Here is a 13,559-nt window from a genome sequence, read left to right on the forward strand (position 1 = left end):
TTTAGTAAATATCTGTTTATTTAAATGGCGAAAGAATGTGATAGCATGGTAACGATTAAGGATATCGCGAATAAAGCGCAAGTTTCGAGTGCCACAGTTTCACGCGTTCTAAATAACGACATGACTTTGCAAGTTGCAGAGGAAACCCGGCAGCGAATTATTGAAGTTGCAAAGCAACTGGACTATAAAAAAACGAAATCACGTGCAAATAAGAACCTTGATACAGAAGCTGAAAAAAAACATAACATCGGATTAGTGATCTGGGGCTCAGAACAGTTGGAGTCCTCTGATCCGTATTTCATGTTTATTCGTCAAGGAATCGGCAAAGAATGTGCAAAGCAAGGTATTACCGTTAACAAGGTGATGTTCATGGATGACTTCGATATGAATATCGCTGAGGAGTTAGATGGCTTAATCGTCATCGGCAAAGTGCATATAGATTTGCTGAGACAATCGACTCAGATCCCGCATATTGTTTCAATTGATTATGTGTTAGATGACGAATACGACTCCGTTATGTTCGATCTGCGCAAAGCGACTAGACATGCTATGGATCACCTTTTTCAGCTTGGTCACCAAAAGATCGGCTACATTGGCGGAATCAGCTATATTCGCACGCTAGAGGGCAAGGTTCATAACATTGATGTACGTCAAAAAGAATACGAAGCGATCATGCGGGAACAAGGATGGTTCGATCCCGCCCACCTGTTTGTGGATGACTGGCGCACAGAGCAGGGCTACCTTTTGATGAAGCAAGCATTAGAATTGGATGATCGGCCAACTGCTTTTTTGATCGGTAGTGACCCAATGGCTATAGCCGCGCTCAAAGCCTTGCAGGAATCTGATATTAAAGTGCCGGACGAGATGGCCATCGTAAGCTTCGATGATATTCCCTTGGCTTCATTTGTGTCACCTCCTCTTACAACCGTAAGAGTGCTTACGGAAGATATGGGGGTTACGGCTGTGAAACTGCTGGTTGACCGTTTCAACGGCCGTGATGTTCCGCTCCATGTCACTATTCCAACCAAACTGATCATTCGTGAAAGCTGTGGAACAAAAATAGAATCGTAAAAAGAATGATGAAGTCATCTCTCAGATCATAAAGATTTGAGGGATGGCTTTTTTTGTTTAAGTGAAATTTACTGAATACGGAATAAAAAACGATTGAGAAAATGTCATATAAATGCTAAAATCGAGTAAATATTTAGTAAATTTATTTATTTTGGGATGGAGGAGCCAACATGAAAGAGAAAGCTTTAAACAATTGCACGTTAGAGGTAGGTCCTTACTATTTTCAATTATCGGGCTGCAACGAGCAGTTCCGCGGCTCGATGGCTTCGACGAACGTTCAGGAAGGGATAGAACTTATTCACATCAAGTTAGAAGGAGAGAAGCTACAACAACCGCCTACGATCGAATTAATTTGGCATCATCCGGGCATAGATATTCAGGGCAGTTGGTACCCTAGCGCATATCGTTCCAAAAGACTTCGTGTGGATTGGGAAGAAGGCGTCGTTTCCAAGTCAACGTATTCAGCGCCTGTGTTTAGTTTATTTAATGTGCAGGGCAGAAACCGACTCACTTTTGCTTTCTCTGATGCGCTTAATTCCGTAGCCTTGTCAGCAGGTGTCAATGAGGAGACTGCCACTTTCCGCTGCGGGGTCAAGTTATTTTTTGAACCCAGTGCACCCATGTCTGTTTACGAAGCTGTTTTACGCTTAGACACGCGTGAAATGGCGTATTATGAATGCTTGGATGATGTTCAAAAATGGTGGGTTTCCCTACCAGGATATACGCCTGCACTTGTACCTGAATCTGCCAAACTTCCTATGTATTCAACTTGGTACAGCTTCCATCAACAACTTACTTCGGAAGGAATTGAGCAAGAGTGCAGGCTAGCCAAACAATTAGGCTGCGAAGCCGTCATTGTCGACGATGGCTGGCAAACGTCAGATAACACGCGTGGCTACGCCTATTGCGGAGACTGGGAAGTTTGTGAAGAGAAAATTCCTGATATGAAAGATCATGTTGATCGTGTACATCAAATGGGGATGAAATATCTGTTATGGTATTCGGTTCCTTTTGTTGGATTCAGGAGTAAGAATTGGGATCGCTTTAAAGACAAATTGCTAAAGACGATCGATGGCTTGCAAACAGGAGTTCTGGACCCGCGTTATCCGGATGTACGGGAATTCATTATTAATTTGTATGAAACAGCACTGAATCAATGGGATCTTGACGGCTTTAAGCTTGATTTTGTAGATAGCTTCGTTGGAACTGAAGAGACGATTTATAAAGAAGATAGCTCGATGGACTATGTCTCGATTCCTGAGGCTGTAGACTGCTTAATGAGCCATATTATTGACAGATTGAGGCTCATTAAGCCTGATGTCATGATCGAATTCCGTCAAAATTACATCGGTCCTTTAATGAGAAAATACGGGAACATGTTTAGGGCAACGGATTGTCCGAATGATGCGATCGAAAATAGAATCAGAACGCTCGATGTCCGGTTACTTAGCGGAGATACGGTTGTTCATTCCGACATGGTGATGTGGCATCCGCAAGAACCGGTTGAAAGCTCTGCGCTACAGATCGTTAACACGCTATTTTCCGTTCCGCAAATTTCTGTTCTGCTAGATCGCTTACCGGAAGAGCATCTTCAAATGGTGCGTTATTGGCTATCTTTTTGGAGAGAGCATCGCGATGTGTTGTTAGACGGCCGTTTGAAACCCCAGCATCCAGACTTTCTTTATCCATTCGTCATCGCCGATAACGGGCATAAAAGGATTGTTTGCGCCTATGGTGATGTAACTGTCAAACAAGAAGGCATTCATCCCGAGCTTGTTTTGTTCGTGAACGGCACGTTGAACTCGCGGATATATGTGGAGATTGAAGAGGATTGGGGCGCGAAATGGGTTGAGGTTCGTGATTGTAAGGGTCAATTGATCACTAAGGAACGTTTGGAACTGAAAGCTGGCATTCATCGTTTGGATATTCCCCCTTGCGGCGTGGCAACGGTATCTGAATAGCGTCAAAAATGTATGGAGAGTATGTGATGATGATAGCCACGATTAAAGATATCGCTAGAATCGCTAAAGTTTCATCTGCTACGGTTTCAAGGGTGTTAAACAACGATACGACGTTTAATGTACCCGATGAGACAAGGCATCGAATTATGGAGACGGCAGGTAAGTTGAACTATCGCAGAAATGAGCGGAAACAGAAAAATGAGCCAAATGACATGCAGCAGTTAAAGTTTGGTTTACTGATCTGGTGTTCCGAGCAAATGGAATATTTGGATCCCTTTTATTTGTCTATCCGGCAAGGCATCGAGAAAGAGTGCGTAAAGCACGGGATTAACATTAGCAGTGTGTTCCGATTTATGGATGAATCTAACCCGAACATCGATGCCCATCTGTTGGACGGATTATTCGTAATTGGAAAGGTGCATATGGATATCATCAACAAATCAACCTGTACGCCAAACATCGTTTCTATTGATTATGTGCTCAGTGATGAATTTGACTCTGTGATGTTCGATTTGCCCAAGGCGACCAGGCAAGCTTTGGATCACTTACTTCAACTAGGTCATCGAAGGATTGGTTATATTGGCGGGATCAGCTATATCCGAACATCAGAAGGCAAAATGTTCAATATGGATGCTCGGCAAAAAGAGTTCGAAGTCATATTGAAAGAAGCAGATTTATTCAATCCTAATTATGTGTTTGTCGGTGATTGGCGCGCCGAAGTTGGATATGAGCTAATGAAACAAGCGTTGGAAGCGGAAGATGTGCCCACAGCCTTCGTGATTGGCAGCGATCCTATGGCGATAGCCGCGCTTAAGGCAGTGAGCGAATCTGATTATAAAGTGCCTGACGATATAGCAATTGTCAGTATTGACGATATTCAACTAGCTTCGTTTGTGACTCCTCCATTAACGAGTATCAAAGTTTTTATGGAAGAAATGGGGGAAACAGCCGTTAAGTTAATGGTTGATCGCATGAGAGGGCGTGAACTGGCGCTGCATGTAACCATTCCTACGAAACTTATGGCGAGAAAGAGCTGTGGTGCCGACACTGCGGACACATGATAGCACGATTAAGCGTGGTAAAGCGAATAGATGAGTCTGTCGCTTTACCATTTTTTTGATTTAATTTTTGGATGAAAATAATAAATTTAGTAAATATGATCGTTTTATAAAGGATATATTTAAAATATTTTAGTAAAAACTATTGTAATTATAGAAGATAATTAGTAAAATAAAAATGTAGAGAGAATCTACAAACAAATTTGCAAAGACAACTTGCTTACAACAGAATGCATGATCACAGAAATGTGGTGCTGAGATGAAGGAGGAAATCTTAAAAGATGGTTTTGAAAGCGTAATCATTTTAAACGAATTCATATGAAAGAAGGGGTCGAATTTGAAAAAGGCATTGCGAGTTATATTATCTGCGGCGCTAACGATGAGTGTTGTTGCTGGATGCTCCACACAGAAGGTTGACAACAAAGCAACAGAAACACCAAAAGCTTCAACGGAAACAAAAGTGGAAACAGCAAAAGCCGCAACAAACGAGTTTGGCTGGGAAGTGCCTAGTAAGGCGATTGAGTTTAGTTACTATTATGCAGATGCGATCAACCCAGATAAGACCAAAAAGAATAGTGATTTGATGCATAAATTCTTATTGGAGAAGTTTAACGTCAACATTAATAAAATTACTTTTGATGCTAAGAAAGAAGATAAATTGAATTTGATGCTTGCTTCTGGCGATTATCCTGAAGTGATTGCCAATATGGACGAAGCGACTGTAGCCAAGTGGGTCGCACAAGGTAAAGTGCTTGAAATTGGCACAATGGTCGACAAGGTAGCGCCAAACGTAAAGACGCAATTGGGTGATCTGTATAAAACATACTTAACGAACGGTAAATTGTATGCCCTTCCAGGTTATTGGGGATCACTGCCAATCCCGGATTTCTCCGCACATATTCGTTATGACTACTGGAAAGAACTTGGAACTCCGAAGTTTGAAACGCCAGATCAATACTATGATGTACTGAAGAAAATCCAGGAAAAGCATCCGAAGAATGAAAAAGGTGAAAAGACGTACGCGCTCTCTGGTTTTGCACCAGTTACGGAAAAGATCGTTCCAACACTAGCTGGCATGTGGGGACTGAAAGACGGGAATAAAATCAGCGCTGACGGAAAGATTACGCATTGGATTAACACACCAGAAGGTCTTGAGCTTACGCTTTTCATGAACAAGATTTATCGCGATGGCCTGCTTGACCCAGATACATTTATTAACAAGTACGAGAACATGAAAGCTAAAATGTCAACGGATCGTGTTATGGGCTTCATTGGCGCATGGTGGATTGGTTGGAACGCAGGGCACGAAGTTTGGCAGAAGAGCGATCCTAACTGGAACGAAGAGAAGCGTTTTATGCAAGTGAGCGCAAAAGCTGCGAGTGCGGATAAAGCTTACTTGTCAGGGAAGAATTCGCGAAGCACAGGTATGACGGTGATTACGAATAAAGCCAAAAATCCGGAAGAAATTATGAAATGGTTAAACTACTCTGTGACAGATATCGGTACAAGATTAATCGGTTGGGGAGTTCCGAATACCGACAAATCAGTATGGAACTACAAAGACGGGAAAGCCAGCTTTGTTGAATCACAGAAACAAGCGATTATCGATTCCAAATTTGATTATGATGCTGGTGATTTGCTTGGCATGGATTTGTATAATCTGGTTACTAGCCAGGGCATTACAAAGGATGATGGCAAGAGCGCATATTGGTTTGATCAAAACTTCAACGATAATGCGAAATGGAAAAAGATGATGAACGATAATTTGAAAGATACGATTTATGACAATACCGTTGGGGATATCAAAATTCCTGCCAATGACCCGCTGGCAATAACGGATAAGCAAGTGAAAGATTTGCTTGAGTCGCAATGGGCTAAAGCGGTTATGAGCAAGACGGAAGAAGAGAGCCGGAGCAATTACGCAGCTCTAAAAGAAAAGCTGAATTCGGCAGGCTTGGATAAGATCGAGAAATATAAAACCGATGAATACCAAAGAAGATTAAAAGAGTGGAAATAACAATAACGAAAGGAAGGGTCACTCCTTCCTTTCCTTTGTCCGTATTGTCTCAGTAAATCAAAACAATCGGATATGGAGGTACTTATGGAGAGCACTGTGCATGAACTTAATGACTATAGAACAAGTTCTATAGCGAAAAAGAAGACAAAGTTTCAACTGTTTAAGAGAAGATTGTATAGAGAGCGTCAAATATGGATGCTTTGCATCCCCATTCTAATCTTTATCGCTATCATGCAGTATTTACCTATGCTAGGCGTGATTACAGCCTTCATGAATTACATTCCCGGCACTTCTATTTTCAAGAGTGAATGGGTAGGCCTACTGCATTTCAAAGCGTTCTTTGCTTCGCCGGATTTCCCCATGATTATGCGGAATACGCTCGCCATCGGTGGACTGAATATTTTGTTTGGATTCCCGGCGCCGATTATATTGGCTCTACTGCTAAATGAGGTTCGAAGTAAGTCTTTTCGTAAATTTATCCAATCCACTTCTTACTTGCCCTATTTTCTTTCATGGGTTGTTATAGCCAGTATTACGTTTACCTTATTTGGTAATGAAGGGGTTTTTAATGAATTTTTGCTGCGTTTCGGATTCAGTGATCAACCTATAGCCTTCCTGGGTGAAGGCGGTAAATATTACTGGGGTATTATCACGGGACTCGGCGTGTGGAAGAATGTTGGATGGAACTCGATCATTTACCTGTCCGCAATTACAAGCGTTGACCCGGAACAGTACGATGCAGGAAAAGTGGATGGCCTCGGCAGATTCAAAAGCATGTGGCACATTACACTGCCCGCTATTCGCCCCACGATTGTCGTACTGTGGATTCTGAGCTTGGGTAGTATTTTTACGGCAGGCTTAGAGGCCCCTCTCTTGATCGGGAATTCGCAAACCAGAGACTATTCGGAAGTCCTAGATACGTACGTCTTTACTTATGGACTTCAACTCGGCAACTATTCTTTTGCAACCGCCATTGAATTAGTTAAATCAATCATTGCAATTAGTTTAGTATTCGGGGCTAATCGCTTTACGAAAAAAGTGATGGATACGTCAATCTACTAGGGGGAGCATTCATGATCACTACATTCTCAAAACAATCGCTCGGCGGCAAAATATTCGATGTGATAAATGTAATCATTTTACTTATTTTTGGCTTGCTTGTGGTATATCCCTTTTTAAACTTGCTTGCTCTTTCTTTCAATGACGGAACGGATGCATTGAAAGGCGGCATCTATTTGTGGCCTCGCAAATTATCGTTCAGCGCATACCAGTTTCTGTTTCATGACAAGAGACTCATTTCCAGTTTGTCGATTTCCATCATGCGGGTAATTATCGGCACGCTGACCTGTGTGCTTTCTACGGGACTTTTGGCTTATATCGTTACGATCAAACATTTCTCCGGAAGAAAGATGATGAAAGTCGTCTTCATTATAACGATCTATTTTACCGGTGGTTTAATTCCAACTTATCTGGTATTTCTTGGCCTCGGATTGACGGATTCGTTCAATGTGTACTGGATTCCGGCCATGTTTAATGCGACTTGGATGCTGTATATGGCATCTTATATGGAAAGTATACCTGACTCCTTATTTGAATCGGCTAGAATTGACGGTGCGAGCGAGCTCGGCATATTCGTCCGTATTGCAGTCCCGGTTTCGATTCCTGTATTTGCTTCGATCGCTATTTTCAGTTCGGTAAGCCACTGGAATTATTGGCTGGATACGGTGATCTACAATTCAAGTGGGAACTGGGATACACTGCCTATTTACTTGAAAAGATTGCTTCTGGAAGTAGAAGCGTTCGAAGAGTTGAGAAATCCGCTAGCACTTAGCGAAAAGATGAGAGATTTATCGCCAACTACACTGCGTGCTGCATTAACGATGATTGTTACACTACCGATCTTTTTCGTCTATCCGATCATGCAGAAATATTTTGTTGGTGGGCTTACGCTTGGGGCAGTCAAGGGATAAATGTGTTGTTAAAAAATGAGAGACTTTATTCTCCGAATAAAGATCCCTGGAAAATGAGAGATTTTGAGCTATGCTCAAAGATCCCTAAAATGAGAGACTTTATTCTCCGAATAAAGATCCCTATATATGGAGGAAATCAACATGTCAAAAATTACTTTCTTAGGTGCAGGAAGCACCATTTTCGCAAAAAATGTCTTAGGGGACTGCATGCTCACGCCTTCACTTCAAGGATTTGAACTGGCGCTGTTTGATATCGATGCGGAGCGTTTGAAGGATTCCGAAAATATTATCAATAATTTGAAACAGACAATGGGGAGTACGTGTGTCGTTAAAGCCTATTCCGATCGTAAGGATGCATTGCGTGGGGCGGCTTATGTTGTCAATGCGATTCAAGTGGGTGGATACGATCCATGTACCATTACTGATTTTGAAATCCCGAAGAAATACGGCTTAAGGCAAACGATCGCGGACACAATCGGAATTGGCGGGATTTTTCGCAATCTGCGTACGATTCCGGTCATGCTGGATTTTGCTAAAGACATGCAGGAAGTATGTCCGGATGCCTTGTTTTTGAATTATACAAACCCGATGGCTGTGTTGAGCAATGTCATGAACACCTATGGCGGCGTCAAGACGGTTGGCTTGTGCCACAGCGTTCAAGTATGTGTACCGCATATATTCGAGCATTTAGGCATGGATCACAGCGGTGTGCAGTGGAAAATTGCGGGCATTAATCATATGGCATGGCTGCTTGAAGTCACGAAGGATGGCGTCGATTTATATCCTGAAATCAAACAACGTGCGCGTGAGAAACAAAAAGAGAAGCATGATGATATGGTTCGTTTTGAAATGATGCTTCGCTTCGGCTATTACATTACGGAGTCATCCGAGCACAATGCGGAGTACCATCCGTATTTCATCAAGCGGCAGTATCCGGAACTTGTAGACAGATTTAATATTCCGCTTGACGAATATCCTCGCCGCTGCGTAAACCAAATCGAGCGTTGGAAAACGATGCGGGAAGAGCTTGTCAGCAATAAAAACTTGACACATAACAGAACGCTTGAATATGCGTCTTACATCTTTGAAGCGATGGAAACGAACAATCCGTTTAAAATTGGCGGAAACGTCATGAACACAGGTTTGATTACCAACCTGCCGAAGGAAGCTTGCGTAGAGGTGCCGTGCCTAGTTGATTCAAGTGGCGTGAATCCGACCTATGTGGGGGATTTGCCTCCTCAATGCGCTGCGCTTAACAGAACGAATATCAATACTCAATTGCTTACAATTGAGGCTGCTATGACTGGGAAGAAAGAACATATCTACCATGCTGCATTACTGGATCCGCACACGGCTGCTGAACTGTCTATCGACGATACCGTTGCACTGTGCGATGAACTCATTGAAGCACACGGTAATTGGCTCCCTTCTTTCAAGTGAAAAAAGGGGGGGATTCCCCCTCTTTTTGTTGCGCAATTGTACTATATTCAAGCTGCATTTAGGAGGGAAGATATGAAGAAAAACATTAGGATGATGCCGCTTCTAGTAGTTCTAACATTTTTGTTTGCGACATTTCATGAACTATTTATTCCTATTACTAACGTACATGCAGACGCGGAGAATTTGATTAAAAATCCAGGTTTTGAATCAGGCATTGCTGATTGGGCTAAAAGCGGAAGTGCCGGCGTTGCTTCTAATAATGTTAAATCTGGAAGAAACCAAGCCTGGTTAGATCCGGGCAGCAGTAATACGATTTCCCAACAGGTGACCATCCCAGTTACAGGAAGTTATCATTTATCTGCTTGGTTTTCTACAGGGGGACCCGGGGGTACATTAGGCGTCAAAAAAGTTGGCGGAAGCGAAATAAACAGCGTCACGACGATAGGTAAATCCAGTTATACACGATACGAGATTCCGAATATTACGCTCAACGCAGGCGATCAAGTGGAGGTATATGTAACCGGAGGTAACGCTCAAACGAATTGGGTGAATATCGATGATTTCGAACTTCTTCGCGATGATACCAAAAGTGTGAACTTGGCGGTTAACCCAGGTTTTGAAAGTGGATTGGGCCATTGGGCGTATTTGGGCCAGGCAGGAATTACGACAATCGCCTATAACAATACGGTATCGAATGCTGTATACTTCGAGGCAGGCGGCACCATTTTCCAAAAAATCAAAGTCCCTTTAACAGGAAACTATAAACTTTCAGCGTTGCTCCATGTTGAAGAGGCTGGTGGCAGCTTTGGCGTGAAACGAGCAGACGGTACGGATATTAAAAGCGTGTCGGTGACGGCAAGTGTATACAAACAGCAAGTTGTAACAGGCATCCAGCTTCATGCAAACGATGAGGTTGAAATCTATTTATCATCAGCTAATAAAAGAATGGAGGCGGATAACTTTAATTTTCAATTTGATTTTGACAACTTTCCCAATACGGCGCCTCTAGCTTCTAATATTTCAGTTACAGGCAACGAATGGACAGAACAGAAGCTGGTCGGCAGCTATACCTTCACGGATCCAGATGGGCATAAAGAGGGAGCTACCCGATTTAGATGGTTGGTTTCGGATACGCGCGATGGCGAATATAACCCCATTGATGGACAAGTAAACAAAACGTTTGTTACTGCAGTTGATCTTAAGGGGAAATATGTGAGATTTGAAGTAACTCCCGTAGATTTGTTTGGTAAGGAGGGGCAAGCAGCCATGAGCAACCCGATTGGACCACTAGCTGAGAATTTAATCCGAAATTCAAATTTCGATGCTGCGAAACAACATTGGCTTTATGAAGGCGCGTTTACATACAAGTCAGGCGATAATGTTATTGCTTATTTGGATCCGGGGGCAGCTTCTTACTTGTCCCAAACCGTAACGGTGCCTGCCACAGGGTATTATAAATTACAGGCCTTATTTAACATGGCTGATGAAAATGGTGCAAAGTTCGGCATCAGGTTCCCTGAGGGCAGCATTATCAAAAGCGGTGATATACCTAAGAGCAGTGTACCTGTGACACAGACGCTTAATGGCATATTACTGGAAAAAGGCGCTCTTGTTGAAGTGTATTTCACAGGCATCAACGCTAATGACAAATGGGTTGAAATTGACGACTCTTATTTGTTGAGTGACACTAGGAATACGAATCCTCTTCCGGAAATTGTCAATATCGTTTCCTTCGCGGTGCCCAATCAGGTCGGCGTTTCGAGAGTGGATGGAACTGCTAAAAAGGTTTCGTTTACAGTGCCTTATGGAACGAATGTGAAAGCGATTGCCCCGCAAATCGCCGTTTCAGAGGGCGCTTCCGTTGCTCCGCCAACAGGAAAGGTGAAAGATTTTACCAATCCGGTTACCTATATGCTCCAAGGGAAGAACGGCACGATACAGCTGTGGACAGTGGAGTGTTCAGTAGCTGACAAAGAAATCACGATCGATTCCTCCAATGCGAAAATAAAAGATGCTTTCAATTGGGCGAAGCCCAAAGCAAAGTCTTATGTAAGAACGGGTAAACAAGGTCTGATTAATAGAGATGAAACATTTGGAAACTCTCCTGAAATCAAGGATTATATGCCATCCTACTGGGCCGGGTATGCACACCGATACGCCTTCTATTCCAGGGATATGGCTCATCAGATGTCGGGTGCGCATCTACTAGGACTGGATCGAGAAAATTTCTCCATGTTGAAGGCATTTGCTGGAACAGCGAACGAAACGCAAAAATGGTACCCGGCATGGGCGCTCAATTTCGATGGCTCGATTTTCAAACTCGACTATCGTAATGCAAATAGTTTTGTCAGAGAAGTTCCCGCTGTGTTCGAGCTTGTTGAAAAAGCGTACAGCATGTACTTATGGACCGGCGACAAGAATTATTTGAACGATGAGACGCTTTGGACCTACTACGATAAAGCAATGACGGATTTTATTACGCTGCATGACGGACAAAGAAAGAACGGTGTCGCTGAAGGAACAGGAAAAGGCATTTTCGATGGTGCAGCTTCTTATGATGAACGTGGCGGCGAGGCTGTCGTGGAAGCGGGGGATGGCATTGCATCCCAGTATCAAGCGCTGCTTGCTTATGCCAATATGTCCAAAGAAAAGGGCGACATGAAAAAGTTCCAGGAGTTTAAAGAAAAGGCACGAGCGTTTAAAACATACTTTAACACGGACTGGGGAGTCAAAGGAATTGAGTCCGGTTATGTGCGAGGCTATGAAGCGGACGGCAAAGCATACAGCAGCTTTGGCAAAGAAGCGAGCTGGTTCATGCCGATGAAGCAAATTACCGAAGCCGGTGAGCGGACAGATCAATTCCTTGGGCTGATCGACAGCATGAGTGAAACGCCCGGACAGGCGCCGGTAAATATCGAAGCATTCACGTACTTGCCAGATACCTTTTTCCCTTATGGAAAAAATGAATTAGGTTGGAAGTGGATGAAGTATGTCATCGACAGGTTAAACGAACCGCATGAGATAAGCAGCCAAGGGACAAACGGCGATTATCCGGAAGTCTCTTATACGTTAATCAGCCAAACGGTTGAGGGATTGATGGGAATGACTCCGAATGCGCCGCAAAACAAGTTGTCTACCCTATCCCGTTTGCCGCAAGACATTCAGTGGCTGGAACTTAACCATATTTCTCTGGGAGATCACGATGTCTACTTGAGACACGACGGTGCGACAAAGAGTACTCTAAGAAACAATTCCGGTACAAAAGGAATCACTTGGGAAGCGCAGTTTGCGGGTTCATACCGTTATATCCAAGTGAATGGGTCAGCCATACCGGCAGAAACCAAAACCGTTAACGGTGTTACGATTAGTTACGCAGAAGTCAAAGTGCCAATTGGACATAGCGTCACTGCAGTACCGTCTAATAAAAAGGGTGGGCACGATAAGAGCGATAAGAATGATCAGAACGATCAACACGATCAGAATAACCAGAATGACTAAAACGATCAGCAAGCTCGCGGTGAATGAGTAAACGGCAATCTTATATTCCATTGGAGTTAATCCAGTGGAAGTAGCCATTTGGCACCCTAAACGTTAATTTCATTGGAGTTACTCCAATAGAAACTCGAATTTCGAAGCCTGAGAATCGATTCCATTGGAATAATCCAATGGAAGGTTGAATTTCGTTCTGAATACCGAATCAAATGTCCCAGAAAGGTCAATAGACCTAAAGGGGCTGTCCCCAAGTAGTTTCTACATTTGGGGCAGCCCCTTTTTGGTATATGTGGGAGGGTGAAGAAGAACCAAGAACACGACGTGGCATGAAACGATTCATGACACCTAAGCAAAGGGAGTACATTCACATTCCCCAAATGTCTGAAAGGGGATCTTCCGCAAGCTCCAGTAGGAGTTTTGTACGTTGTGAAGGCTCACTTGCAGGATTTGGGCAAAGAATAATATGACAAAGTGTCTAAATAATTAGACAGATAGGCCGACTGAGTGTCTAAAATATTGGAATACATCAGACCGTCGATTCATTCGTCCA

At 43.1% G+C, this 13,559-nt stretch carries 8 protein-coding genes; all 8 read left to right on the forward strand.

Annotation, left to right across the window (positions count from 1 at the left end):
* Positions 1-45 precede the first annotated feature (45 nt).
* Entirely contained in the window at positions 46-1,071 is a 1,026-nt protein-coding gene (locus tag NYR53_RS06285; RefSeq protein ID WP_261304405.1) for a LacI family DNA-binding transcriptional regulator, read from the forward strand.
* A gap of 170 nt (positions 1,072-1,241) precedes the next feature.
* Positions 1,242-3,032, forward strand: coding sequence for a glycoside hydrolase family 36 protein (locus NYR53_RS06290; RefSeq protein ID WP_261304406.1), 1,791 nt, complete (start codon positions 1,242-1,244; stop codon positions 3,030-3,032).
* A 26-nt stretch (positions 3,033-3,058) separates the two neighbouring features.
* A complete protein-coding gene (locus NYR53_RS06295) occupies positions 3,059-4,093 on the forward strand; it encodes a LacI family DNA-binding transcriptional regulator (protein ID WP_261304407.1) in 1,035 nt (344 codons plus the stop codon).
* A gap of 334 nt (positions 4,094-4,427) precedes the next feature.
* Positions 4,428-6,107 (forward strand): type 2 periplasmic-binding domain-containing protein, encoded by a 1,680-nt coding sequence (locus NYR53_RS06300; protein WP_261304408.1) that lies wholly within the window; start codon positions 4,428-4,430, stop codon positions 6,105-6,107.
* A 231-nt stretch (positions 6,108-6,338) separates the two neighbouring features.
* Positions 6,339-7,169 (forward strand): ABC transporter permease, encoded by an 831-nt coding sequence (locus NYR53_RS06305; RefSeq protein ID WP_261304409.1) that lies wholly within the window; start codon positions 6,339-6,341, stop codon positions 7,167-7,169.
* An 11-nt stretch (positions 7,170-7,180) separates the two neighbouring features.
* On the forward strand, positions 7,181-8,077 hold the full coding sequence (locus NYR53_RS06310; RefSeq protein WP_261304410.1) for a carbohydrate ABC transporter permease: 897 nt from the start codon (positions 7,181-7,183) through the stop codon (positions 8,075-8,077).
* 141 nt (positions 8,078-8,218) lie between these two features.
* Positions 8,219-9,517: an alpha-glucosidase/alpha-galactosidase gene (locus NYR53_RS06315; protein ID WP_261304411.1), complete on the forward strand. Its 1,299-nt coding sequence runs from the start codon at positions 8,219-8,221 to the stop codon at positions 9,515-9,517.
* A gap of 72 nt (positions 9,518-9,589) precedes the next feature.
* On the forward strand, positions 9,590-13,015 hold the full coding sequence (locus tag NYR53_RS06320; RefSeq protein ID WP_261304412.1) for an SGBP N-terminal domain-containing protein: 3,426 nt from the start codon (positions 9,590-9,592) through the stop codon (positions 13,013-13,015).
* The last annotated feature ends 544 nt before the right edge of the window (positions 13,016-13,559 follow it).

It is taken from the genome of Paenibacillus andongensis, assembly GCF_025369935.1.
In the GTDB taxonomy this organism is placed as follows: Bacteria; Bacillota; Bacilli; order Paenibacillales; family NBRC-103111; genus Paenibacillus_E; species Paenibacillus_E andongensis.

Excerpts from the sequence above, each read along its gene's own strand:
- NYR53_RS06285 (WP_261304405.1), top strand. The coding sequence starts at position 46 with ATGGTAACGATTAAGGATATCGCGAATAAAGCGCAAGTTTCGAGTGCC.
- NYR53_RS06290 (WP_261304406.1), top strand. The coding sequence starts at position 1,242 with ATGAAAGAGAAAGCTTTAAACAATTGCACGTTAGAGGTAGGTCCTTAC.
- NYR53_RS06295 (WP_261304407.1), top strand. The coding sequence starts at position 3,059 with ATGATGATAGCCACGATTAAAGATATCGCTAGAATCGCTAAAGTTTCA.
- NYR53_RS06305 (WP_261304409.1), top strand. The coding sequence starts at position 6,339 with ATGCAGTATTTACCTATGCTAGGCGTGATTACAGCCTTCATGAATTAC.
- NYR53_RS06310 (WP_261304410.1), top strand. The coding sequence starts at position 7,181 with ATGATCACTACATTCTCAAAACAATCGCTCGGCGGCAAAATATTCGAT.
- NYR53_RS06315 (WP_261304411.1), top strand. The coding sequence starts at position 8,219 with ATGTCAAAAATTACTTTCTTAGGTGCAGGAAGCACCATTTTCGCAAAA.
- NYR53_RS06320 (WP_261304412.1), top strand. The coding sequence starts at position 9,590 with ATGAAGAAAAACATTAGGATGATGCCGCTTCTAGTAGTTCTAACATTT.